Source organism: Streptomyces sp. NPDC014882, assembly GCF_043081325.1.
Taxonomy (GTDB): Bacteria; Actinomycetota; Actinomycetes; order Streptomycetales; family Streptomycetaceae; genus Streptomyces.
Genome location: NZ_JBIBWL010000006.1, coordinates 82,226 through 105,688, shown reverse-complemented (window position 1 = coordinate 105,688; position 23,463 = coordinate 82,226). Strand labels below are relative to the sequence as shown.

Annotated in this window: 23 protein-coding genes and 1 pseudogene; 13 read left to right on the top strand and 11 right to left on the bottom strand. The window is 74.0% G+C overall.

Going from position 1 to position 23,463, the window contains the following annotated elements; all coding sequences use genetic code 11:
* The first annotated feature begins 36 nt into the window (after positions 1-36).
* From ACF09K_RS16435 to ACF09K_RS16425, 3 genes are all read left to right on the top strand, one after another.
* The gene (locus ACF09K_RS16435; protein WP_392244106.1) at positions 37-1,230 is read left to right on the top strand and encodes an acyl-CoA dehydrogenase family protein; all 1,194 of its coding nucleotides are present in this window, start codon (positions 37-39) and stop codon (positions 1,228-1,230) included.
* 266 nt (positions 1,231-1,496) lie between these two features.
* Complete coding sequence (locus tag ACF09K_RS16430; protein ID WP_392244104.1) at positions 1,497-1,745, top strand: WhiB family transcriptional regulator; 249 nt, start codon at positions 1,497-1,499, stop codon at positions 1,743-1,745.
* A gap of 276 nt (positions 1,746-2,021) precedes the next feature.
* Positions 2,022-2,648, top strand: a complete 627-nt coding sequence (locus ACF09K_RS16425) for an RNA polymerase sigma factor (protein WP_392244102.1) — start codon at positions 2,022-2,024, stop codon at positions 2,646-2,648.
* Between the two features lie 76 nt (positions 2,649-2,724).
* Here ACF09K_RS16425 and ACF09K_RS16420 read toward each other — a convergent pair whose 3' ends face one another.
* The 5 genes from ACF09K_RS16420 to ACF09K_RS16400 form a co-directional block, all read right to left on the bottom strand.
* Positions 2,725-3,570: an anti-sigma factor gene (locus ACF09K_RS16420; protein ID WP_392244100.1), complete on the bottom strand. Its 846-nt coding sequence runs from the start codon at positions 3,568-3,570 to the stop codon at positions 2,725-2,727.
* Positions 3,554-4,168: an RNA polymerase sigma factor gene (locus ACF09K_RS16415; protein WP_392244098.1), complete on the bottom strand. Its 615-nt coding sequence runs from the start codon at positions 4,166-4,168 to the stop codon at positions 3,554-3,556. Before ACF09K_RS16415 ends, ACF09K_RS16420 begins: the two co-directional genes overlap by 17 nt.
* Positions 4,165-4,860, bottom strand: coding sequence for a class F sortase (locus ACF09K_RS16410; RefSeq protein ID WP_392244096.1), 696 nt, complete (start codon positions 4,858-4,860; stop codon positions 4,165-4,167). Before ACF09K_RS16410 ends, ACF09K_RS16415 begins: the two co-directional genes overlap by 4 nt.
* Positions 4,861-4,958: 98 nt before the next feature.
* Complete coding sequence (locus ACF09K_RS16405) at positions 4,959-5,786, bottom strand: DUF4397 domain-containing protein (protein ID WP_392244094.1); 828 nt, start codon at positions 5,784-5,786, stop codon at positions 4,959-4,961.
* Between the two features lie 437 nt (positions 5,787-6,223).
* Complete coding sequence (locus ACF09K_RS16400; protein WP_392244093.1) at positions 6,224-6,709, bottom strand: MarR family transcriptional regulator; 486 nt, start codon at positions 6,707-6,709, stop codon at positions 6,224-6,226.
* 284 nt (positions 6,710-6,993) lie between these two features.
* On the opposite strand from ACF09K_RS16400, the gene ACF09K_RS16395 reads away from it, so the two are divergent.
* The 3 genes from ACF09K_RS16395 (at position 6,994) to ACF09K_RS16385 (ending at position 10,556) form a co-directional block, all read left to right on the top strand.
* Entirely contained in the window at positions 6,994-8,160 is a 1,167-nt protein-coding gene (locus ACF09K_RS16395) for a PP2C family protein-serine/threonine phosphatase (RefSeq protein WP_392244091.1), read from the top strand.
* Positions 8,161-8,653: 493 nt separating this feature from the next.
* Positions 8,654-9,073 (top strand): ATP-binding protein, encoded by a 420-nt coding sequence (locus ACF09K_RS16390; RefSeq protein ID WP_392244530.1) that lies wholly within the window; start codon positions 8,654-8,656, stop codon positions 9,071-9,073.
* 262 nt (positions 9,074-9,335) lie between these two features.
* On the top strand, positions 9,336-10,556 hold the full coding sequence (locus tag ACF09K_RS16385) for a PP2C family protein-serine/threonine phosphatase (RefSeq protein WP_392244089.1): 1,221 nt from the start codon (positions 9,336-9,338) through the stop codon (positions 10,554-10,556).
* 6 nt (positions 10,557-10,562) lie between these two features.
* Here ACF09K_RS16385 and ACF09K_RS16380 read toward each other — a convergent pair whose 3' ends face one another.
* The gene (locus ACF09K_RS16380; protein ID WP_392244087.1) at positions 10,563-11,069 is read right to left on the bottom strand and encodes a MarR family winged helix-turn-helix transcriptional regulator; all 507 of its coding nucleotides are present in this window, start codon (positions 11,067-11,069) and stop codon (positions 10,563-10,565) included.
* Between the two features lie 437 nt (positions 11,070-11,506).
* Between ACF09K_RS16380 and ACF09K_RS16375 the strand changes: the two genes are divergently transcribed.
* The 5 genes and pseudogenes from ACF09K_RS16375 to ACF09K_RS16355 all read left to right on the top strand — a co-directional run bounded on the left by ACF09K_RS16375 (position 11,507) and on the right by ACF09K_RS16355 (position 16,159).
* Positions 11,507-13,126 carry a PP2C family protein-serine/threonine phosphatase gene (locus tag ACF09K_RS16375; protein WP_392244085.1) on the top strand — a complete coding sequence of 540 codons (1,620 nt, stop codon included), beginning with the start codon at positions 11,507-11,509 and terminating at the stop codon, positions 13,124-13,126.
* Complete coding sequence (locus tag ACF09K_RS16370) at positions 13,123-14,214, top strand: B12-binding domain-containing protein (protein ID WP_392244083.1); 1,092 nt, start codon at positions 13,123-13,125, stop codon at positions 14,212-14,214. The genes ACF09K_RS16375 and ACF09K_RS16370 overlap by 4 nt, the downstream gene beginning before the upstream one ends.
* Positions 14,215-14,264: 50 nt before the next feature.
* Complete coding sequence (locus ACF09K_RS16365; RefSeq protein WP_392244081.1) at positions 14,265-14,615, top strand: STAS domain-containing protein; 351 nt, start codon at positions 14,265-14,267, stop codon at positions 14,613-14,615.
* 52 nt (positions 14,616-14,667) lie between these two features.
* Positions 14,668-14,823, top strand: a complete 156-nt coding sequence (locus ACF09K_RS16360; RefSeq protein WP_392244079.1) for a hypothetical protein — start codon at positions 14,668-14,670, stop codon at positions 14,821-14,823.
* Positions 14,820-16,159: pseudogene (locus ACF09K_RS16355) on the top strand (PP2C family protein-serine/threonine phosphatase). The gene ACF09K_RS16360 and the pseudogene ACF09K_RS16355 overlap by 4 nt, the downstream one beginning before the upstream one ends.
* 207 nt (positions 16,160-16,366) lie before the next feature.
* On the opposite strand, the gene ACF09K_RS16350 reads toward ACF09K_RS16355, so the two are convergent.
* Genes ACF09K_RS16350 through ACF09K_RS16340 form a run of 3 tightly spaced genes read right to left on the bottom strand, consistent with a single transcriptional unit; the run spans position 16,367 to position 17,706 of the window.
* The gene (locus ACF09K_RS16350; RefSeq protein WP_392244077.1) at positions 16,367-16,528 is read right to left on the bottom strand and encodes a hypothetical protein; all 162 of its coding nucleotides are present in this window, start codon (positions 16,526-16,528) and stop codon (positions 16,367-16,369) included.
* Between the two features lie 59 nt (positions 16,529-16,587).
* The gene (locus ACF09K_RS16345) at positions 16,588-16,830 is read right to left on the bottom strand and encodes a hypothetical protein (protein WP_392244076.1); all 243 of its coding nucleotides are present in this window, start codon (positions 16,828-16,830) and stop codon (positions 16,588-16,590) included.
* Positions 16,831-16,851: 21 nt separating this feature from the next.
* On the bottom strand, positions 16,852-17,706 hold the full coding sequence (locus tag ACF09K_RS16340) for a family 16 glycosylhydrolase (protein ID WP_392244074.1): 855 nt from the start codon (positions 17,704-17,706) through the stop codon (positions 16,852-16,854).
* A 406-nt stretch (positions 17,707-18,112) separates the two neighbouring features.
* Between ACF09K_RS16340 and ACF09K_RS16335 the strand changes: the two genes are divergently transcribed.
* Both ACF09K_RS16335 and pntB read left to right on the top strand, forming a co-directional pair.
* Positions 18,113-19,669 carry a Re/Si-specific NAD(P)(+) transhydrogenase subunit alpha gene (locus ACF09K_RS16335; protein WP_392244072.1) on the top strand — a complete coding sequence of 519 codons (1,557 nt, stop codon included), beginning with the start codon at positions 18,113-18,115 and terminating at the stop codon, positions 19,667-19,669.
* 6 nt (positions 19,670-19,675) lie between these two features.
* Positions 19,676-21,142: a Re/Si-specific NAD(P)(+) transhydrogenase subunit beta gene (gene pntB / locus ACF09K_RS16330; protein WP_392244070.1), complete on the top strand. Its 1,467-nt coding sequence runs from the start codon at positions 19,676-19,678 to the stop codon at positions 21,140-21,142.
* A 377-nt stretch (positions 21,143-21,519) separates the two neighbouring features.
* On the opposite strand, the gene ACF09K_RS16325 is transcribed toward pntB, so the two are convergent.
* Both ACF09K_RS16325 and ACF09K_RS16320 read right to left on the bottom strand, forming a co-directional pair.
* Positions 21,520-22,155 carry a response regulator gene (locus tag ACF09K_RS16325; RefSeq protein ID WP_392244069.1) on the bottom strand — a complete coding sequence of 212 codons (636 nt, stop codon included), beginning with the start codon at positions 22,153-22,155 and terminating at the stop codon, positions 21,520-21,522.
* Entirely contained in the window at positions 22,152-23,366 is a 1,215-nt protein-coding gene (locus tag ACF09K_RS16320; RefSeq protein ID WP_392244068.1) for a sensor histidine kinase, read from the bottom strand. Before ACF09K_RS16320 ends, ACF09K_RS16325 begins: the two co-directional genes overlap by 4 nt.
* Positions 23,367-23,463 lie beyond the last annotated feature (97 nt).

The following is a 23,463-nucleotide window of genomic DNA, read 5'->3' as shown; positions in this document are numbered from 1 at the left end:
GCGCATTGCCCGGCGTGAGCGTGGAAGAAGGGCCCCATGACGTCACCCACGGAACAGCAGAACGCCGCCGACTTCTACGACTTCGAGGCCGCCCTGACCGAGGACGAGCGCGAAGTGCTCCTCAGGACGAGGGCGTTCATGCGCGAAGAGGTCCGGCCGCTGGTGGCCGAGCAGTGGGCCGACGGCTCCTTCCCCAGGGAGCTGATCGCCCGTTTCCGTGAGAGCGGACTGGTCGGCCTGCCCTACGAGGGCTACGGCGACGACCGCCCCGCCGCCGGTCATCTGCTGACCGGGATGATGGCGATGGAGATGAGCCGGGTCGACGCCTCGGTCGCGACCTTCTTCGGCGTCCACAACGGGCTCGCCATGCACGCCGTCCACGCCGGGGGCGACCAGGCCCAGCGCGACCGCTGGCTGCCCGGCATGGCGAGGATGGACACCGTCGGGGCGTTCGCGCTCACGGAACCGCTCGACGGCTCCGACATCGCGGCCGGCATGCGCACCACCGCCCGGCGCGAGGGCGACGGCTGGGTGCTCGACGGCGCCAAGCGCTGGATCGGCAACGCCACCTTCGCCGACCACATCGTGGTCTGGGCCCGCGACGTCGACGACGACCAGGTCAAGGGATTCGTCGTCGACGGGGACACCCCCGGACTCAAGGTCGAGAAGATCGCCCACAAGACGTCGCTGCGCATCGTCGAGAACGCCGACCTCACCCTGGAGGGCGTCCGCGTCCCGGAGTCCGACCGGCTGCAGAACGCGTCCTCCTTCCGCGACGTCGCCGAGATCCTGCGCGCCACGCGCAGCGGCGTCGCCTGGCAGGCCCTCGGCGTCATGATCGGCGCCTATGAACTCGCCCTCCGCTACGCCTGCGAGCGGCAGCAGTTCGGTCGTCCGCTCGCGGGCTTCCAGCTCGTGCAGGACCTGCTGGTCAAGAGCCTCGGCAACATCACCTCCAGCTGGGGCATGCTGCTCCAGCTGGCCCGGCTCCAGGACACGGGGGTGTTCCGCGACGAGCACTCCTCCCTGGCGAAGGCGCACGTCACCGCCCGGATGCGGGAGGTGGTGGCCTGGGCCCGGGAGATCTTCGGGGGGAACGGCATCGTCCTGGAGTACGACGTCGCGCGCTTCTTCGCGGACGCGGAGGCCATCTACTCCTTCGAGGGCACCAGGGAGATGAACACGTTGATCGTGGGAAAGGCGATCACCGGGCAGAGCGCCTTCGTCTGACCGTCGGCGCCCCGGCGTGCGGGATGCGGGATGCGGCGCACGGGGTGTGAAAAAACGCCGGGGTGGCCGAAAAGAACCGAAAAGCCTATATTCCTACGTACCCCTGCCGGGTCCTGCGGCGCCTCGCGCGCCGAGGACACGACTGCCCGAAAACGGGTGGCCAGGCGACCGGCGGAGGATCCCATGTTGTCTTCATCCCGCGGCCATGCCCGTCCCGCGCCGCACGGCGGCCCTCGTCGCGCCACGGCCGGGACGGCGGACGGCGCATGAACTGGCGCGAGTCGGCGGCCTGCCGCTACGAAGACCCCGAACTCTTCTTCCCCATCCGCGAGGACGGCCCCTGGCGGCGGCAGATCGAACAGGCCCGGTCGGTGTGCCGCCGGTGTCCCGTGGTCGGCGCCTGCGGTGCCTGGGCACTGCGCAACGGGGAGTCCGACGGGATGTGGGGCGGGATGACCCCGGGAGAACGCCGGACGCTGCGGCTCAGGCGGATCGGCGGGAACAGCCCCGCCTGAGCCGGACGCGTTCCCGCCGCCCCCTCCGCGCCGCACGCCCCTGACCTGTGGCGGGGGAGTGTCCGCCGAGGGCGGCCGGCCGTGGCGCCGATGGCGCGGCGTTGATCCGATGCAGAGTCGATGCAAGTTGTCGCACCGAGGTACGGCTCCGCATGCTGGACGAGTCGAATCGCTTCCCGCGGCCGGCTGCGCGGGGTCCGTGGCCCCACGGGCTCCGCGCAGTGGCCCCGGTCCTCCTGGCCGGAACCGACCCCTCCCGTACGAGGAGTGATCGCCATGACCGCACGCCGGGCCGTCGAACCCGTCTCCCCGTCAGAGCCGCCGCGGGCTCCGGCCGGGGAACCGTCGGCCGACGAGGAGATCGTCGCGGGGTTCACGGCGGGCGACGAGGCAGGGTTCGCCGCCGTCTACCGGCGGTGGGGCCCCCTGGTCCACACCCTGGCGCGCCGCTCCCTCGGGGACGCCCGCGAGGCCGAGGACGTCACGCAGGCCGTGTTCCTGGCGGCGTGGCGAGGGCGCGCCGGGTTCGCCCCGGAGCGCGGCGCCCTGGCCGCCTGGCTCACCGGGATCACCCGCCGCAAGATCGCCGACGCGCTGTCCGCCAGGACCCGGCGGACCGAACTCGGATCGGCGGCGCGGTCGTTGCCGCCCGACACGGCACCGGAGTCCGACGCCCGGCCGGACGCCGTGATCGACCGGGTGATCATCGGTCACGAATTGGCCGGGCTCCCCGCCCCGCAGCGCCGCGTTCTCGGCCTGGCGTTCTACGACGACCTGACGCAGAAGCAGATCGCCGAGGTGACCGGCTGGCCGCTGGGCACCGTCAAGAGCCACGCCCGTCGGGGCCTGCTCCGGCTCGGCCGCTGCCTGCGGGACAGCGGGACGTTCGGTCGCACCGCATGAACGACGCACTGACGACGCGACATCGGTCCATCCCCCTCCCCGCGTCGGGCCGACGCCCGCCGGGGGAGGCGGCCGGTCAGCCGGCGAACGGGCCGCGAACGACGCTGTCGCCGGAGTGGTCGGGGCTGCCGTTGTAGGGCTGGACGGACACGTCGACCACGGAGTACTCCTTCAGGTCGATGTTGTCGGGGACGGGCAGCGCGGCGCGGCCGTCGGGGCCCAGGACGCCCATGGAGACCAGCTTGGTGTGTGTACGGTCCATGAGCCAGACCTCGAAGTAGCCGGACGTCCGCGGGAGTCCCTCGACCGTGATGTCGAGGGTGCGGTGCCCGCCGCCGTCGCTGAGCCGGGCGTAGCCGGCCGAGTCGGCGCGCAGTGAGTCGAGCCGCTCGGAGGCGGCCGACGGGACACCCGCGGCCTCCTCCCGGGTCATCCACCAGGTGACCGTGCTCCCCGCGGCCGCGCCGAGCAGCGCGGCGCACGCGGCCAGCGCCACGGCGAAGCGGCCCGGCCCGCGGAGTCTTTCCCGCGCCGCGGCCCACACCGGGGGACGGCTCGTCGCCGTGCCGGTGACGCCTTCCCCTCCCATGGCGTTTCCCTCTTCCGCGAGGCCTCCCTCTTCCGCGGTGCGTTCTTCCTCCGCGGCGCGTGACGGGCGGGCGGGGGACGGGGGAGCCTCGGTGTCGCGGTCGTGCCGGACGGCGATGCCGAGTTCGGCGGCGATGGAGTCCCACAGGCCGGCCGGCGGCTGGAGCAGGTCGTGCTCGTCCAGCGAGGACGCCCTGGCGCTCGCGACCACGTGACGCAGGGCCCGCAGTTCCCGCGCGCAACGGGCGCACGCCAGCAGGTGCTCCGCGGCGGGAGGGGACGGCTCCTCCCCGATCGCGATCAGCGCCAGCGTTTCGTCATCCGTGTGCTCCACCGTCCACCTCCAATCGGTTCTTCATCCGCATCAGCCCGCGCCGGGTGTGGCTCTTGACGGTGCCGAGCGGGAGACCCGTCCGCTCGGCGATCTGCGCCTGGGTGAGATCTTCGTAGAACGCCATTCTGAGCACCGTCCGCTGCTGTTCGGGAAGCCGCTCCAACTCGTCCGCCAGCAGGACGTGGTCCAGCACGGAGTCGGCCGGGGCCACGGGCGGTCCGGGCGCGGCCGACGACACCGCCGAGGTGATCGCCTCCACGTCCCTCAAGTGCCGGGAGCGCCTGGTGAGGGCGTCGGCGACCTTCTTGTGGGCGATGCCCATGAGCCACGTCTTGAGGGACCCGCGCCCGGCGTCGTAGCCCTTGCGGCCCTGCCAGGCTCCCACGAAGACCTGCTGCGTGACGTCCTTCGCCTCCTCGGCGTCTCCCAGCCTCCGCGTCGCCACCGTGAACACCAGCGCACCCCACCTTCGGTAGGCCTCGCCGAGGCACGACTCGTCACCGACCGCGAAGCCGTCTCCCAGGCGGGCGTCGGACATGGACGCCGCGGCCCCCGCACCGGCGGCCAGGACCTCCGATCCACCCCATCGTGACGTCACCTCGGTGCCTCCACCGCGGTGACCACCAGGTTGTTCTGGTACCCGCCGCGGTCGGGGAGGTAGGGGCCGGCACAGGTGATGAGGGTGAGGACGGCCGGACCGTCCCTGCGGAACGCGTCCGACGACGGCAGGTCCCGCTTGCCGACGGTACGGCGCGTGGCGACGCGGTACGCGGTCGCGTCGTCGTCCCCTCGCTCGACGAGCACCTCGTCGCCCGGCCTGACGTCGTTCAGGGCGTCCAGGACGCCCAGGCCGCGTCCCTTCGCGTCGACGTGGCCGACCACGACGGCGGAGCCCCGCGGAGAGCCCGGCGCGGGGGAGTAGCGGTACCAGCCGACGCGGTCGGGATCCTCCGGCACCTCGACCTGCCCGTCGCCCGCGACTCCCACCGGATCGACCGGAGCGCGGACGTCGAGCCGGGGCAGGACCAACGACGTCGGCTCGGCGACCGGCCCGGAAGCCGTGGCGGGAGCGCCGGACGTGCGCCCGCCGGTGGCCGTGGCGGTGACCGTCTCCGGCACCGGGCCGGTCACCGGAGCGCCGGTGACCGGCGTCGCCGCGCCGAAGTCGTCGGCGACGGGCCCCCGCTCCCCGGACCAGTGGCCGGTGAGCAGGACGGTGGAGACGATGAGCCCCGCCAGCGCGAACGCCAGCCCGACGAGGACGGGCCGCCGTGACGACCGCTTGCCCATGGAGAAGTCCTCCCTGCGCTGAGACCGCGCGGAGATCGCGGGGTGCCACCGCCCGGGCGGCGGCACCCCTGCCGTGATGAGGGCCGGGGCCGGTGCGCCTATCGGGCCGAGGCGCGCAGCCGGATCAGCAGTCCGGCCGCGGCCAGGGCCGACACGGCGCCCAGGGACAGGGCGCCGAGCGGCAGGCCCTCGTTGTGGGCGGCGGCCTGGCCGCTCTCACCCGCCGGGACTCCGCTCGGGGCGGAGTGCATGCCCGTCAGCGTCTGGGTCTTGAGCGCCAGGTTCTTGTCCTGGGCGCTGCCCCAGGCGTAGACGACGGTGTTGCTGCCCTCGGCCAGGTTCAGCTCGGCCGGCCCGATCGCCACGGTGCCGGTGCCGGCCAGCACCACGTCGGCGGACACGGTCCCGGCCGGGACCTCGCCCTTGGCCTCCTTCGGGTTCTCCAGGCCCTTGAACACCGGCGTCCCGTCCGCCCGGACGTCGACCGCGGGGGCGGCGGCGACATGGCGGACGGTCAGCCGGGCCTGGCCGGCCGGCACCTTGGAGGTGTCGTTGACGAACGCGTCCAGCGCGGGTTCGCCGTCGGCGGTCAGATGGGCGACCAGGGTGGCGTTCGCGCCGGCGGGCACCTCGACCGTCTTCTCGACGGCGGGGGTGCCGTCCGGCCCCTCCCCGTCCTTGAAGAGCTTGATGTCGTACGAGCCGGCGTCCAGCTCCATCGGATCGGTGAGCGTTCCGGGCTTGAAGTCGGGGATCAGTTCCTTGTCCCCCGCGTAGACGTCGACCGTCAGGCCGGGCACTCCGTGCAGCACGGACACGGTGGCCTGGTCGCTCGGGGCCTGCGGCTGGGCGAGGGCGGGGGCGGCGGCGGACAGGGTCACGGCGGCGCCGACGGCGAGGGCGGCACCTGCAACGCGTGCGGTCATGGCGGCTCTTCCCTTCGTTCGAGCTCGTCTCGAATCTGTGAGAACGGATTCCGCCGCCTGTGCTGCCTTGGTTTCACTTCCGGCCCGTTTTTTGTTCCGCCCCGGGCCCAGGAGGGGGAGGGCGGCCACCGCACGCCGGTGACCGGTGCCGTCCGGACGAGGCCTCGTGGGCCCGTACGTCCGCCGTCCGGCCGCGGCCGCCCCTTCGCCACCGGCTCAGGGACCGGCGGTGCGGGCCTCGGGACCGGCGGTGCGGACCGTCACCGCGCCGGGACGCTCGGACAATTGTCATTTGACAACTATAGTCATGAGGCAAGAGAGTGGAACGGGACGCGGGCAGGAGGGATCCAGGGATGTTCCGGTGGGCGGGGACCGCTCCGCTCGCTGGCCACCGGTGCCGGGCGGAAGGCGGTGCGGCGGACGCCGCGGTGCGTGACTCAGGCGGTCCGGCTGCCCATGTCCCGGGTGTCGCCGTGTATCTGCACCGCAGCCGCGTCGCAGAACGCCTCGAGCCCCCGCAGCAGCGCGGTGCGGTGCGCGGGGGACATCTGGTCGAGCACCGCCCGCAGCACCTCCTCCCTGCGTGCGCGCAGGCCGGCGAGGAACGCGGTGCCCGGGCCGCTGAGGTACAGGCGCACTTCGCGCCTGTCGCTCGGGCTCACCGTCCGCTCGACGAGACCGGCGGCCTGGAGGCGGTCGCACAGCCTGCTGGCCGACGGCGGCGTGGAGGCGAGAGCGTCGGCGAGGGTGCGCAGGTTGATGCCTTCGTGATGCTCCAGAATGAGCAGGACGCGCAGCTGTGACGCCGACACGGGTGCCGTCGAGGCCCTGCCCCACAGGACTTCCAGCAGCTCCGCGGCCGTGGAGGTCACGCGCGCGACCCCGTCTGGCTCTGGGTGGGGGCGGAAGGAAGCCACAGTCACGCTCTCGTAGGCACCGGGACGACCGTCAGCGTACTAGGGCGTGCCGCGAAAGCCCCTCCCCCGGAGGGGGCGCATCCGGCCGCTTCGCCGGGATCGCCCCGGTACGACCAGTGCCGGGGTGCCCCTCCACCGGACGATCGCACGCACCGGACGCCACCGGGCGACCGGGCCGGCCGAAGGAGCGACCACGACGGGCAGGGCCGCTCCGCAGCGGGTATCCCTCAGGTGGGCGGGGCCTGCTCCATCCGGCATCCATCCGACAAAAGATTGGTGTACTTCTCACCGTGAAGAGATTCGTGACCGCGGAACGCGCTCTGCGCGCGGCGGCACCGGACAAGTTGCTCGAGGCGGTCCGACGCGTTCTCGCCGAGCACTACGCCGCGCGATCCGTCGAACTCTTCATGGCCGACTACGGTCTGACCGTTCTGCAACCGGTGTCCGGACAACCGCAGACGCAGGAGTCGGTGCCGGCGCACCACGGCCCGGTCGGCCGTGCCTTCGGGGCTCAGGAGGCCTTCGTCGAGGGCCTCTCGGACGGCCTGGTGCGCGTGCACCTGCCCGTCACCGTCAGGGGGGACCGTCTCGGGGTCCTGTCGGTGACCCTGCCGGGCGGCGATCACGCGCGCGACAGCCTCGGGGAACTGACGGAGATCGCGGAGGTCCTCGGGCACGAGGTGGTCGTGGCGGAACGGGACACGGACGTCTACCTCCAGGCGCGCCGCAAGGACCGGCTGACCCTGGCCGCGGAGATGCAGTGGCAGTTGCTCCCCGGCCGCTCCTGCGCCCGCCCGGAGTTCGACCTGGGGGCCCAGCTGGAACCCGCGTACGCGATCTTCGGCGACAACTTCGACTGGTCGTCGACCGCCGACCGCCTGATGCTCTACCTCTCCAACGGCATGGGCGAGGGCATAGAGGCCTCCCTGCTGACCAACCTGGCCGTCAACGCGCTGCGCAACGCCCGGCGGGCGGGCCTCCCGCTCGCCGACCAGGCGGCGCTCGCCGACCAGGCGGTCTACGCCCACTACCGGGGACACCGCTATCTGTCCGTCCTCATGTTCGAGTTCGATCTCCCCGGCGGACGGGTCCAGGTGGTGGACGCCGGCTCCCCGCAGATGCTGCGCCTGCGCAACGGCAAGGTCGAGCGCGTCACCTTCGAGGCCCAGTTGCCGCTCGGCATGTTCGAGGAGACGGACTACGTGCCCCAGGAGTTCGAGGTCGAGCCGGGTGACCGACTCGTCTTCGTCAGCGACGGGGTCTACGCGGTCGCCTCCCCGGGCGGCGAGACGTACGGCGACGCCGCGTTGGCCCGGGCGATCCTGTCCACCCGGTTGCTCCCCGCCGCCGAGGTGCCCCGGGCCGTCCTGCGCGAACTGACGGGCCACCGGGGTGACGCGGTTCCGAGCGACGACGCCCTGGTGGTCTGCCTGGACTGGCGCGGCCGGCAGCCGTGACGGCCGGGCAGGGGGAGCCCTCACCCGATTCCGGTGATCGCGTGTTGTCCGCGTCTCGCCTCACCCACTAGTGTTTGTCATACGGCAAGTATCGGCTGACCGCCCTCCGCGAAGCGGCCGAGCGGCCCCGCTCAGAGGGGAAGATGCAGATGCCGGGACCGGAGACGGCCGCCGGATCGGCGGTACCGCGGACGGGTGCGTTCCCCTGTCCGCCCCGGGCGCGGATTCCGGTGCGCGGCCTCCACCGGGTCGCCTCCACCGGCCCTTCGCCGGCCGCACGCAGGACCCCGGCCGGGCCGCCCCCCGCGGCGGCCCGCACCCGCACGGAGGCGGGACCCGCCCCGCGTCCCCCGCACACCGCCCACGACGTCGACCGCGAGACCGACCGCGACGCAGACCGTGCGGGAGGAGCGCTCACGCGCTCCGACGCGGGCGCCTCCGCCGAGAGCGTGGGGGGCGGCCGGTGAACGACGTCTCGCGCCGCACCGTCACGATGAGCCTGCCCATCGCGTCGGACGCCGACCTGGCCCGGGTGCGGCAGCAGGTGCGGCAGGCCGCGGTCGACCGCGGTTTCGCCCTGGTGCCCCTGACCAAGCTGCTCACCGCGGCCAGCGAGCTGGCCCGCAACACCCTGGTCCACGGCGGCGGCGGACAGGTGGAGATCGCCACGGTGGAGCGCGGGGCACTGTGCGGCCTGCAGCTGACGTTCATCGACTCGGGGCCGGGCATCCGCGACCTCGACCAGGCCATGACCGACGGCTACACCTCCGGCGGCGGCCTGGGCCTGGGGCTGAGCGGAGCCAGACGACTGGTGCAGGAGTTCGCCGTCGACAGCCGGCCGGGGCACGGCACCACCGTCACCGTCGGCGCCTGGGTCTCCGGCCTGCCGTCGCCCCGGCCCGCCGCGGAGTGACCCGCCGGGCCGGGCGCGGGCGCGGGTGCGCGGCCCGGCGCGGCTCGCGACGCGATGCCCGCGGCGGGTCGCACCGGCTCCGCTCAGGACGGCCGCGCGGGGGCCGCTCGGGCCTTTCGGGCCGCAAACGGGCGGCGCGCGTCCGGGCGTCGCCTTCGAGCCGCCGTCCGGGAGCCGTCGTTCGTCCGTTCGGAAACGTCCCGGGCCGGGAGGCGAGGGGGATAACGTGGAGGGGTCGAGGGGTCGAGGGGACAGGGAGAGGGTGGAGTCCTTGAACACTGCGCAACCGGTCCCGTCGGCGGAGAGCGAGCTGCGGGCCGCTCCGCCGCACGCGCTGGTCGCCACGGCCCGGCGCCTGCTCGCCGACCGCGTCGGCGCCCAGCGGGTGACCCTGTTCCTGGCCGACTACGGACTGAGCGTTCTGCAGCCGGTCACCGACCTGCCGCACACCGGCGACCCCGTGCCCGCCGACGAGGGTCCCGTCGGACGCGCCTTCCTCAGCCAGGCCCCGGTCGTCGAGGTCGGCGACGACCCGGCCTCCCCCCACCGCGTCCACCTGCCCATGACCGTGCGCGGTGACCGGCTCGGCATCCTGTCCGTCCGCCTGCCCCGCGACAGGACGGACCCCGCCACGGTGCTCCAGCTCACCGACTTCGCCACCGCGTTGGCCCACGAGGTCAGCACCGCCGACCGGGACACCGACCTGTACCTCCAGGCTCGCCGCACCCGGCGCCTCACCCTCGCCGCCGAGATGCAGTGGCAGCTCCTTCCCGGCCGGGGCTGCGCCCGCCAGGAGTACGTCATCGGGGCCCATCTGGAGCCCGCCTACAGCGTCGGCGGTGACAACTTCGACTGGTCGACCGGCGCCGACCACCTGATCCTCAGCGTCACCGACGGCATGGGGCAGGGCATCGACGCCTCCCTGCTCGTGGGCCTCACCGTCGGAGCCCTGCGCAACGCCCGGCGGGCGGGCCTCCCGCTCGCCGACCAGGCCCGCCTCGCCGACCAGGCGCTCTTCGCCCAGTACCACGGCAAGATGTACTCCTCGACCCTGCTGCTGCGGTTCGATCTGGACTCCGGCACCGTGCACGCCGTCGACGCCGGCTCGCCCCGGCTCTACCGCCAGCGCGGCGACACGATCGAGCAGATCGAACTGGAGGCGCAGCTGCCGCTGGGCATGCTCGAGGAGACGCCCTACGAGGAGCAGACCTTCACGGTGGAACCCGGTGACCGGCTCATCGTGGTGGGCACCGGCGTGCACGGCGCCCGCGACGCCGAGGGCGGATCGTTCGGAGACCGTGCCCTGCGGCAGACCTTCCGCGCCACACGGCGGGAGTCCCCGCACGAGGCGGCGCGCGCCATGGTCTCCGGTCTGATCGAGCACTTCGGAAGCGCGGACCTCACCGCCGACGCCGCGGTCGTCTGCCTGGACTGGCACGGCCGTACGAGGGGGACCGCGCGGCGGACGCCACCGGCGAGCTGACGTCCGTCACCCGGGGCCGGGACGCCGCGACGGTGGCGGTCCGGCCCGCCGCGCCCCCAGGAACGCCCTCAGCCCGTGGCGCAACGCGTCCCTGCTGGCGGGTTCCATCACCCTCAGGGCGGCGGCGAGGGCCCGGGCGCGATGCCCGGCCACCTCCCCGAGCACGTCCTGACCGGCCGCGGTCAGCATCAGCTGGACCTCACGGCGTCTGCGCGGATGGAACGAACGGTCGAGCAGGCCGGCCGCCTCGAGGCGGTCGCACAGCCGGCTGGCCGTGGGCAGGCCGATGTCCAGGCACTCCGCCAGCGCCGTGAGGTTGAGGCCCGGGGCCACCTGCAGCGCGCGCAGTGCCCGCAACTGGTGCGGCGACAGGCGCAGCGCCGCCTCGTGCGCGGCGGCGGACCACAGATTCGTCAGGCTCTCCACGGCATCGGCGATCTCGCGGGCCATCGCCTCCGGGCCACCCAGGGCTCCGTCGGCTCGGTCGTCGCCGGGGCCGTCGAGATGCGTCACTGATCAGTCACTTCCGGTAAGCCTGAGGAACGGTGAACACCCATGCTCATTCAAACGCAGTACCCGGGGAACCGACGAGCAAGCGACCGCTGGTGTGTGCGATCGCAGACGGACGTGCGTGCGCGGGGCAGAAGCGCGCGCGACCACCGGGGGCGCCCCGGCGGCGACGTCCCGCCCGGCGCCGCGGTCCGCCGTGCCAGGGCGGCCCGTGCCGGATCCCATGTGAACGAGGAGTGAAGGTTTGCGGATCCGGGCAGGCGCGAAGAGTGCGATAACCCCCCATTTTCCGGGGTCCCCGCGATGCGGGGGGAACGCGGCCGTGAGCCCCTCCCCGGTCCCGTGGTTGCACCATGCACCTCTCCTGCGTAATTGTTGTTCTCCGACAACTTTCTTCTTCGCCGAGTGAGGTGAGGGTCCACGCGCAGGGGCCCCGTGGCATGACTTTCTTCCCGGACGCCCCCAGCACCGGTGGTGCCAGCACGCTGAGCGCCGCCACCGCCCCCCATCCAGCGATCGTCCTGGCCCCGGACGGGCACGTCGTCGAACTCAACGACGCCGCCTGCGACCTCCTGCCCGCGGCCCGGGCCGGTCGGAGCCTGTCCGCACCGCCCTGGCTCGCCGCCACCGCCCGCCGCCTCCGCCCGGAACGCGTCAGCGGCGCGGTGGGCGACCGCTTCTTCTCCGCCCACCCGTCCGTCCTGCCCGACGGCAACACCGCCTGGTGGCTCGTGGACGAGAGCGCGCACCGGTCGGCGCTCGAGGAGCTGGAGGCGGAGCGCGGGCGTACCCGGTTCCTCACCGAGGCCTCCAGCGCTCTCCTCGCCTCACTGAACGTGAGCCGCTGCATGGAGGTCACGGCCCGCCTGGCCACCGAGCACCTGGCGGACGCCGCGCTGGTCGTCGCCCCCACCGCGGCCAAGAAGCTGCCCCTGGTCGTCTGCGACCACGCGGGCGAGGTGACCCACACCACGGTCGCCGCGGCGCCGGACACCGTACCGGGTCTGGCCGAGGCGCTGCGCGGCTTCCCGCCGGTGCCCTCCCGGTGGATAGACCCCGCCGCGGCACCGCAGTGGCTGGTTCCCCCGGGATTCGGCGAGGTCGGCTCGCTGGTCATCACGCCGCTTCCGGGCCACGGGGTGCCGGCCGGCGCGCTGGTCCTGCTGCGCCGCAGCCACAAGGCCGCCTTCACCGACGCGGAGGAGGCGCTGGCCGGGCTGTTCGCCGCCCGGGCCGGCGCGGCGATGTCGGCCGCCCGTCTCTACGCGGAGCAGAACTCGATCTCCGACACGCTCATGCGGGAACTCCTGCCGCCCACCCTGCGGCAGGTGCAGGGCGTCGAGTTCGCCGGCGGCTACCGGCCCAGCAAGGACTCCGAACGCGTCGGCGGCGACTTCTACGACGTCCACCCGCCGACCGACGACTCCCCCGAGACGCTCGCCGTGCTCGGGGACGTGGCCGGCAAGGGCCTGGAAGCCGCCGTGCTCACCGGCAAGATCCGCAATACGCTGCACGCCCTGCTGCCCATGGCCGACGACCACGGCAGGATGCTGCGGCTGCTGAACAACGCCATGCGCAACAGCCACCACACCCGCTTCGCCACCCTGGTGCTGGCGTCCGTCCGCCGCGAGGACGGCGACGTGATGCTGCGCCTGACCTCGGCCGGCCATCCCACACCACTGATCGTGCGCGGTGACGGAACGGTCGAGGAGGCCGACACCCGGGGGACCCTGATCGGCGTCATGCCGACCGTCACCTCCCGGACCGCGGACGTCAGGCTCGCCCCGGGGGAGACGTGCCTGATGTTCACCGACGGCGTCACCGAGGCCAGGGGCGGCCCCCTGGGCGACACGATGTTCGGCGAGGAGCGCCTCCGGCGTGCCGCGCGGGAATGCGCCGGCATGCCCGCCGAGGCCGTCGTCGAACGCATCCAGATGGTCGCCTCCCAGTGGATCGGCGGCGGACGCCACGACGACATCGCCCTCATGGCCATCACCGCTCCGCGCGGCGCCCACCTCAGCGCCGTGGACGGCACGACCCGGGGCAGGTACACGGCATGACCAGTCACCTCACCGACACCCGGCACGGCGCCGACGCCGGCCGGACCCCACCGCACGACGACGATCAGGCCTCCCACTGGGCGGACGGGCTCTGGGCGGCCGTCCGGGCGGGAGACGAGTACGCGGCCCTCGACGTCGTCACCGAGGCCCTGCGCACCGGGCTGGAGCCCGAGGCCGTCCTGCTGGACGTCATCGGGGCCGTCCAGCGGAAGGTCGGCGGCGAGTGGGCGGCCGGCCGCATGAGCGTGGCGGACGAGCACATCGCCACCGCCATCAACGAGCGGGTCATCGCCGCCCTGCCCGGCGACCGGCCGACCGCACCCGGCTGTCGCGTCACCGTCGCCTGCGTGGACCAGGAATGGCACGCCCTGCCCGCCCGCCTGGTGGCGGAGACGCTGCGACTCCGCGGCTGCCGGGTGGACTACCTCGGCGCGCAGGTGCCCACCGCCCACCTGATCAGCCACATCCACCGCACCGGACCGGACGCGGTGTGCCTGTCCAGCTCCCTGCCGACCCGCCTGCCCCTCGCCCACACGGCGATCACCGCCGTCCAGGCCACCGGGACCCCGGTCATGGCCGGCGGACTCGCCTTCGGTGCCGACGGCCGGTACGCCCGCCTGCTGGGCGCCGACGCGTGGGAGCCCGACGCGCGGGCCGCCGCCGACCGGCTCGCCTCCGGCCTCCCGGCCCGGCCGGCGGCCGCCCACCAGGCGATCGACGACCTGCCGCACCTGGGCGACCAGGAGTACACCATGGTCGCGGGCGCCTCCACCCGCCTGGTGCGCGAGACCTTCCACTCCCTCGAACAGCGCTTTCCGCCCATGAAGGCCTACAACGACGAGCAGCGGGAACGGACGGCCGAGGACCTCGCCCACATCGTCGACTTCCTGACCGCCGCCCTGTACGTCGACGCCCCCGAGATCTTCACCGACTTCCTGACCTGGACGGCCGACCTCCTCACCGCCCGCGGAGTGCCCGCGCGCTCCCTCGTGCCCGGCCTCGACCTGCTGGAGGAGCAACTGCGCGACTTCCCTCGCGCCCGCCGTTTCATCGACGCCGGACGAGCCGCGCTCGCCCCCTGCCCCTGACCCCGAGACGCTGGACGAATCCTGTGACCACCTCAGCCGACGCAGATCCCGTGGAGACCCCGTCTCCGACCGGCCGCCACACCGTACGCCTGGCCCTCGAGGGGGACCTGGACTACGACACCAGCGGCGACGTGCTCCACCGGGTGAGACTGGCCCTCCTGGACCGTGAGGACGTCGAGGACCTGCGCCTGGACTGCCGGGAGCTGGAGACGGTCGACTCCATGGGGCTGTCGACCCTGTTGCAGATCCACCGTTCCGCGCAGCAGGGCGGCGTCCGCTTCCACCTGGACAACATCGGGCCGGCACTGCGGCGCCTGCTGGAGATCACCGGCACCCACGACTACCTGACCGCCTCCCCCGAGGACGACCGGCCGGACGACGGCCGGACCCGGCCGACCTGACACGACGGCCCGCCGCCCGGCCCTCCCCGTGTCCGCCGCCCCGGACACGCCGATGGCGAACGGCACGGACCGCGCGGCCGCGCCCGGGCGCTCCCGCGACGGCGTCGCCGTACGGGCGTGCGGGCGTACGGACGTGCGGGCGTACGGTCCCGGCCGGGCGGCGGAGTCGCGCGTACCGTGGACCGTGATGAACGAGGCGATGCGGTGAGTCCCGGCCAGGGCCCGGCCGGGCCGCCGGGCGAGGAGAGTCCGCCGGCATCCCGGCCGCGTCCGGGCGGACGGCCGGAGGACGCGGCCCGGCAGCCGCGCCCGCCGGCCAGGGCGAAGGACCGGCTCCAGGGACTGCTGTCGGCGGTGCTGGCCATCAGCGGTGACCTGGATCTGCCCGCGGTGCTGCACCGCATCGTCACCACCGCCATGGACCTGGCCGACGCCCGCTACGGAGCACTCGGCGTCCTCGCCCCTTCCGGTGACCACCTGGAGCAGTTCGTCACCGCGGGCCTCTCGGACGAGGAGCGCGCGGACCTCGGCGGCATCGACTTCCCCCACGGACGGGGCGTCCTGGGCCACCTGATCCACCATCCCGAGCCGCTGCGCGTCGACGACATCCCCTCCCACCCCGCGTCGGTCGGTTTCCCGCCCGGTCATCCGCCCATGCGGACCCTGCTGGGCGTGGCCGTCACCGTCCGCGGCGAGATCTACGGCGACCTCTACCTCTCCGAGCGGCGCGACGGCCGGCCGTTCGACGAGGACGACGAGGACGTCGTGCGCGCCCTCGCCGGCGCCGCCGGCATCGCCATCGAGAACGCCCGCCTGTTCGGGCACGTGGCGACAGCGCCGAACAGTTCCAGCGGCTGCTGCTGCCCGTGCTGCCCGACCTCGGCCCCTTCTCCGGCGCCGCGGTCTACCGGGCCGCCGCCGAGCCGGCCAGTGTCGGCGGGGACTGGTACGACGCCGTCGTCCTGCCCGACGGGGCGTGCGTGGCGGTCATCGGCGACGTGGTCGGCCACGACCTGCACGCGGCCGCCGCCATGGCGCAGGCCCGCAACATGCTTCGCGCCCTGCTGTACGACCGCAGGTCCCCGCCCAGTTCGGTGCTCACCCAGCTCGACCACACCGTGCACGCCCTCACCGACCTCCCGGTCACCACCGCCTGCCTGGCCAGGATCGAACCCGCCGCCGAGGGCTGGACGTTGCACTGGAGCACCGCCGGCCACCTGCCGCCCCTGGTGCTCGGCCCCGACGGACGCACCCGGTACCTGCACGCCGAGCCGGGCGTCCCCCTCGGGGTCGACCCCGACATCCACCGCCCCGATCACACGCACCCGCTGTCCGCGGGCGACACCGTCCTGTTCTTCACGGACGGCCTGGTGGAACGCTCCGATCGCCCTATCGACGACGGCCTGGCCGCCCTCGCCCGCCTCGCGGCCGCCCACGTCGGCCTGCCCCTGGACGAGCTCGTGCGCAGACTCGCCGACCACCACCCGAGCGACGGCCACGACGACATGGCCGTCCTGGCCGTCCGGACCCCCGCACAGGGGTGACCACCGTCCCGGACGGTTCCGGCCCGGTGAGGGCCGACCGAGTGTTCTCCGGGGCTCCGCGGGGCTGTGGACCCTGCGGAGCGCCGGGCGCCGGATCAGGCGCGCGGGATCTTCCCGAGGCCGGCGTCCGCGGCGCGGCCGGAGCCGGGGCGGTGTCGCCGTCGCGGACGACGGCGCCGCCCCCGACCGGGGAACCGGCGGCAGCGGTCACGCGGGCCGCCGCGGCCCGACCCGGTCGCCCTCGGAGCCGGTGACCCGGCCGAACCGGCCGACGCCCTCCGCGCCCGGCGTTCCTTCGTCGGCGTCCGCCCCCTCGGCGTGCGGCCGAGCGAGCGCCGCGTCCCGGTCGCGGACCCGGAGGTCGGGCACGCCTCCCTGCGAGCGGGCCCCGAAGCGGCCGGTTCCGGACGCGGACGCGGCGCACGCCGTCAGCCCTGTTCCCGTTTGCGCAGCGCGGCGGCGGCCTCCGCGTACTTGACCAACAGGCGGGCGAACCGGAGCCGTTCCTCGGCCGGCCAGTCCGCGGTGATGTGTTCGAACCCCTGACGTTGCTCCGCGGCGAAGCGGGCGCGCAGGTCCTCGCCGGCGGGCGTCAGCCGCAGGACGATGCGCCTGCCGTCCTGCTGCGACGCCTCCCGCAGCAGCCGACCGTCGTGGCCGTACGGGCACACGAGGTGCTGCGCCGCGGACGGTCACTTCCGGCCGGTGCCGTAGAAGCGCACGTAGTCGACCGTCATCGTCGCCGGAGAGGGTGTCGAGGCGTCCGGAGGGCCCGGCCAGTCACCCCCGACGGCGACGTTGAGCAGCAGGTGCATGTCCTGTTCGAAGACCCAGTCGCGTGGTGCGGGCAGTTCCGACGGGGTCAGGGTGAAGTACGGTTTCCCGTCGACGGACCAGGTGACGCGGCGCGGCTGCTTGTCGACGGCGTACGTGTGGAACGCCTGCGACGCGTCGGCCGGGAGGGTGGTGGAGCCGCCGATCCCGTTCTCGTTGAAGTAGGTCGGCCCGTGCGCGGTGCCGTACACCGTCCGTGGTTCTCCGCCCACCACCTCGCAGATGTCGATCTCCCCCTGCCCGGGCCATTCGACGCCGTTGTCGCCCAGCATCCAGATCGCCGGCAGCAGTCCCGTGCCGGTGGGCAGCTTCGCGCGGATCTCCGCGCGTCCGTGAGTGAGCGCGACCTTCCCCTCGGTGGTCAGGCGGGCCGACGTCCAGGTGCAGAACTCCTGTGTGTAACAGGGCAGTCCGGAGTCGGTGGGGGCCGGCCGCGCCGAGATCGCGAGGTGACCCGCGCCGTCGAGCGCGGAGTTGGCGACGTCGTCCGTGTAGTACTGCAGTTCGTTGTTGCCCCACCCCTCGGCGTCCCGGTTCCCGACCTCGGTGTTCCACGACTCCTCCGAGGGCCGGGTGTCCGCCGCCCCGTCGAACTCGGCCTGCCAGAAAGGCTCTTCCGCGACCGGCGAGGGGCGCGTGTCCGGAGCCGAAGCGCATCCGCACAGCAGTCCGCCCAGTGCGAGTGCGAGTGCCAGGCGGGTACGTCGGTTCATCGCGTCGCTTCCGGGGGATCGTGCGGGGAGGTGAGGGGGGCGCAGCCGGTTCCGTCGCCTGCGAGGGGTGACCGAAACGACGGGGACGAACGCTGTGCGCCCTGCGCAGACCCTACTGAACGACTGCCGCGGAGGGCGCGGCGGGCGTCCGGCTCCGCCGGCCCCGGCAGGGAGGCGCCGGCTCCGGGCGCGCCCGGGCAAGGGCGTCACGGCCGGTCGGGCGGCCGGCGTCTCCCGCTCCGCTCGTCCTGGGCCGTCAGCGCAAGGTGAACCACGTCACCGTCCGTTCGCGTTGGCCCGCACCCGTCCGGCGGGTAGGTTCCAGCGATCACGGGGGAGGACGTCCCCACCCGCCCCCGAGCGCAGATCTCCCTTCCGCACCCTCCTCTGACGAGAGATACAGGACATGTCTGCTCAAGAACCCTCACAGCACCCTCCCCGGCGCATCGGCGTGGTGGCCGAGTCCGTCTCCGGGGAGACGCGGATCGCGGCGACCCCGGCAACGGTGCGACTGCTGCTGGGTCTCGGCTACGAGGTCGTCGTCGAGTCCGGGGCCGGTGAGGCCTCCGGCTTCGGCGACCAGGCGTACGCCGAGGCCGGCGCGGGGATCGGCGAGGCCTGGGACGCGGATGTCGTCCTCAAGGTGAACGCCCCCTCCGACACGGAGATCCGCCGGTTGCGAAGGGGGGCGACCGTGGTCGCCCTGCTGAGCCCGGCGCAGAACCCCGACCTGCTCCGGGCGCTCGCCGACGCCGGGGTGACCGCCCTGGCGCTGGACGCGGTGCCGCGCATCTCGCGGGCCCAGTCGATGGACGTGCTGTCCTCGATGGCCAACATCGCCGGCTACCGCGCGGTCGTCGAGGCCGCGCACGTCTTCGGACGGTTCTTCACCGGCCAGGTCACCGCGGCGGGCAAGGTCCCGCCGGCGAAGGTGCTGGTGGCCGGCGCCGGCGTGGCCGGGCTCGCGGCGATCGGCGCCGCCTCCAGCCTTGGCGCGATCGTGCGCGCCACCGACCCGCGGCCCGAGGTCACGGACCAGGTGAAGTCGCTGGGCGGCGAGTACCTGCCGGTGGAAGCCGCCCAGGAGGCGAGCACCGACGGCTACGCCAAGGCGACCTCCGCCGACTACGACCGCGCCGCCGCCGAGCTCTACCACGAGCAGGCCAAGGACGTGGACATCGTGATCACCACCGCCCTGATCCCCGGCCGGCCGGCACCGCGCCTGCTGACGGCCCGGGACGTGGCCGTCATGAAGCCGGGCAGCGTCATCGTCGACATGGCCGCCGCGATGGGCGGCAACGTCGAGGGCACCGTTCCGGGGCGGACGGTGGTGACCGACAACGGCGTCACCATCATCGGCTACACCGACCTGGCCTCCCGGCTCCCGGCCCAGGCCTCGCAGATGTTCGGCACCAACCTGGCGAACCTGATGAAGCTGCTCACTCCCGGCAAGGACGGGCAGCCGGTCATCGACTTCGACGACGTCGTGCAGCGGGCGGTGACCGTGGTGCGCGCCGGTGACGTCACCTGGCCGCCGCCGCCCGTCGCGGTCTCGGCCGCGCCCGCCGCGCAGCCCGCGGCCGCACCCCCGGCGCCCGAGGTGAGGCAGCCGGGACCGACGCCCGCACGGCGCTTCGGCCTGATCGGGCTCGGGATGCTCGCGACGTTCCTGCTGGTGGCCTTCGCCCCCGCGCAACTCGCCGAGAACTTCACCGTGTTCGCGCTGGCCGTGGTCATCGGCTACTACGTCATCGGCAAGGTGCACCACGCGCTGCACACCCCGCTGATGTCGGTGACCAACGCGATCTCCGGCATCGTCGTCATCGGCGCCCTGCTGCAGATCGGGCACGAGAGCCGGATCGTCACCACGCTGTCCTTCGTGGCCGTCCTGCTGACGAGCGTCAACATCTTCGGAGGCTTCGCCGTCACCCGCCGCATGCTGTCCATGTTCTCGAAAGGCTGAGCCGAGATGACATCCCTGACGGCCTCACACGCTGCCGACCTGGTCGCCGCCCTGCTGTTCATCCTCAGCCTGGCCGGCCTGTCCCAGCACCGCACCTCCCGCGCCGGCGTCGTCTACGGCATCGCCGGCATGGCCCTCGCCCTGGTCGCCACCGTGGTCGTGGCGGCGCAGAGCATCACCGCCGGAGCGGTCGCCCTGATCGTGCTGGCGATGGCGCTCGGCGCGGCGGCGGGCCTGTGGCGCGCCCGCCGCGTCGAGATGACGCAGATGCCCGAACTGATCGCGGTCCTGCACAGCTTCGTCGGACTCGCCGCCGTGCTGGTCGGCTGGAACAGCTACCTGGAGGTGGAGGCCCACGGCGCCGCGCAGACCCGGGTCGGCGCCGACCTGCTGGGCATCCACCACGCCGAGGTGCTCATCGGCGTCTTCATCGGCGCGGTCACGTTCACCGGCTCGATCGTCGCGTTCCTGAAGCTCTCGGCGCGCATCAGGTCCAGCCCCCTGGTGCTGCCGGGCAAGAACGCGCTGAACATCGGCGCGCTCGCGGCGTTCGCCGGGCTGACCGTCTGGTTCACGATCAGCCCGAGCCTGCCCCTGATGATCGCGGTGACCGCGCTGGCGCTGGCGCTCGGCTGGCACCTGGTCGCCTCCATCGGCGGCGGCGACATGCCGGTCGTCGTCTCCATGCTGAACAGCTACTCGGGCTGGGCGGCGGCCGCGGCCGGCTTCCTGCTCGACAACAACCTGCTCATCGTCACGGGCGCGCTGGTGGGATCCTCCGGTGCCTACCTGTCGTACATCATGTGCAGGGCGATGAACCGGTCGTTCCTCTCCGTCATCGCCGGCGGCTTCGGCATCGAGGCGCCGTCCGCGGACGGGACGGACCACGGCGAGCACCGTGAGGTGCGGGCCGCGGAGGCGGCCGAGATGCTGGCCCGGGCCCGGTCGGTGATCATCACGCCCGGATACGGCATGGCCGTCGCGCAGGCCCAGCACCCGGTCGCGGAGCTGACGCTGCGGCTGCGCGAGCGGGGGGTCGAGGTCCGCTTCGGCGTCCACCCCGTCGCCGGGCGCCTGCCCGGTCACATGAACGTGCTGCTGGCCGAGGCGAAGGTGCCGTACGACATCGTCCTGGAGATGGACGAGATCAACGACGACTTCACCGACACCTCGGTCGTCCTGGTCATCGGCGCCAACGACACCGTCAACCCCGCCGCCACCGACGACCCGGGCAGCCCGATCGCCGGCATGCCGGTGCTGCGGGTCTGGGAGGCCGAGCAGGTCATCGTCTTCAAGCGCTCCATGGCCTCCGGCTACGCGGGCGTGCAGAACCCGCTCTTCTTCCGCGAGAACAGCGGCATGCTCTTCGGCGACGCCAAACAGAGCGTGGAGGAGATCCTGCGCGCGCTCGGCACCGACGGCCGCGGCGACGCGTCCCCGGCCGCCCACCGGACGGCGGCGGCCGGCCGCTGACAGGCCCGCTCCGCGCCGGCGGCGTGCCCGGCGGGACGCCCGCGACCGCCGGCGCCCACCCGGACTCCGCGCGCGACCGGGTGGGCGCCGGCCACCGGGTCGCGCACGGCCCCCGGGCGGGCCCGGGGGCGGTCTCCGACGACGGTCCCGCCTCCCGCGCCCCGCCGGGAACCGCGCGGGCCACGGCCCTGGCGTCCACGCCGTGCGCGGAGCCGCTCCCGTCGCTTCTCCCGCGCCCCGCCGGGAACCGCGCGGGCCACGCCCCCGCCACCCGCGCCAGGCGCGGAGCCGCTCCGGCCGCTGCCGCCACGACCGGCCGGAGGCCGCCTGCGGACCGGTTTGCGGGCCGACCCGCGGGGGCCGGTGCCGGCGCCCGGTCAGCGGCGGATCAGGCCGAGTTGCGTGGCGGTGGCGACGGCGGCGGTGCGGGAGTCGACGTCGAGCTTGGCGTAGACACGGGCCAGGTGGGACTTGACGGTCCCTTCCGTCAGGTGGAGGCGGGCGCCGACGGCCTGGTTGGACAGGCCCGCGGCGACCAGGGTGAGGACTTCCGTCTCGCGCCGGGTCAGGGCGGTGCCGGGGGTGCGCAGCCGGTGCATCAGCCGGTCCGCGACGGTGGGCGCCAGGATGGTGCGCCCCGCCGCGGCGGTGCGTACGGCGGCGGCGAGGTCCTCGGGCGGGGCGTCCTTGAGGAGGTAGCCGGTGGCACCGGCCTCGATCGCGGGAAGGGTGTCGGCGTCGGTGTCGTAGGTGGTGACGATCAGTACGCGGGGGCCGTCCGCCAGGGCGGTGATCCGGGCGGTGGCCTCGGCGCCGTTCATCCCCCCGCCGAACTGGAGGTCCATCAGGACGACGTCGATGTCGCCCCGGGCGGCGCGGACGACGGCCTCCTCGGCGGTGGCGGCCTCGGCCACCACCTCGATGCCGTCCTCGGTCTGCAGCACGGCGCGCAGCCCGGCCCGGACCACGGGGTGGTCGTCGGCCACGAGCAGGCGGATGGAGTGGTCGGTCACGGACGGGCCTTCGGTTCGGAGGGTGGGACGAGGGGCAGCCGGGCGGCCAGGGCAGTGCCGCGGCCGGGGGCGGACACGACGGTGAGGGTGCCGCCGAGCGCCCGGGCCCGGGCGCGCATGGCGGCCAGGCCGAACCCCCCGCCCTCGGGGGCGGGTCCGGGCGGACGGGCCGGGTCGAAGCCGCGTCCGTCGTCGACGACGTCGAGGACGACCTCTTCGCCGGCGCGGCCGAGCGTGACGTCGACGGCGGTGGCCCCGGCGTGCCGGACGGTGTTCGCCAGGGCGGACTGGGCGATGCGCAGCAGCGCCACCTCCTGCGCGGTCGCCAGCGGTACGGGGGTGCCGGCGAGGTGGAAGCGCGCGGTGAGCCGGTGCCGGGCGCCGGTGGTGGCGCACAGGCGTTCCAGGGCGCCGGCCAGGGTGGTGCTCTCCAGGGCGGGCGGGCTGAGGGCGGCGACGAAGCGGCGGGCCTCGGCGAGGTCGTCGACGGCGGCCTGCCGCGCCTGCTCGACGTAGTGGGCCGCGTCCTGCGGTGCCCCGGGGAGAGCCCGTTCGGCGGCGCGGAGCAGGAGCTGGATGCTGGTGAGGCCCTGCGCGAGGGTGTCGTGGATCTCGCGGGCCAGGCGTTCGCGTTCGGCCAGCACCCCGGCGGTGTGCTGGACCCGCGCCAGGTCGGCGCGGGTGGCGGTGAGCTCCTCGATCAGGCGCCTGCGCCGCTCGCTCTCCCGGTACAAGGTCTGGTACCCCCACACCACGGCGACGGCGACGGCGGCGCCGAGCGCGGGGCCGATGGCCATGGCGGGACCGAAGGAGTGCTGATGGGCGGCGAAGCCGGTGACGGCCGCCGCCGCGGTGGCGGCCACGGCGGCGAGCCCGGCGCGGCGCGGCAGCAGGTGGAGCTGGAGGAAGTACAGCGGGAACGCCACCCACACGGCGTCGGGGGACAGGGTCAGCAGCACCAGCCACACCGTGCCCACGGCGGCCAGCCACCAGGCGGCGGCGGGCCGGGAGGAACGGACGCGGGGCAGGAGCGGTCCGGCGGCGTACACCAGACCGCACACCGCGGCCGCGGCGGCGATCGCCCCGGCATGGGGCCGGCCGGCGGTGAGGGCCCGGCCGGCGGCCAGGGCGAGCAGGCAGACGACCAGCAGGTGCAGGCACCAGGCCAGCGCCCGGGGGGTCGGCGTCAGGGTGGGGGCGGCGATGTTCACAGTGCCTCCCAGGCTACGGAGGCGACCTCCCGGGGGCCTCCGTCGAAAGGTACAACCCGCGTGCCGTCCTTCGGCCGCCGAAGTGCCGTCCTGCGCC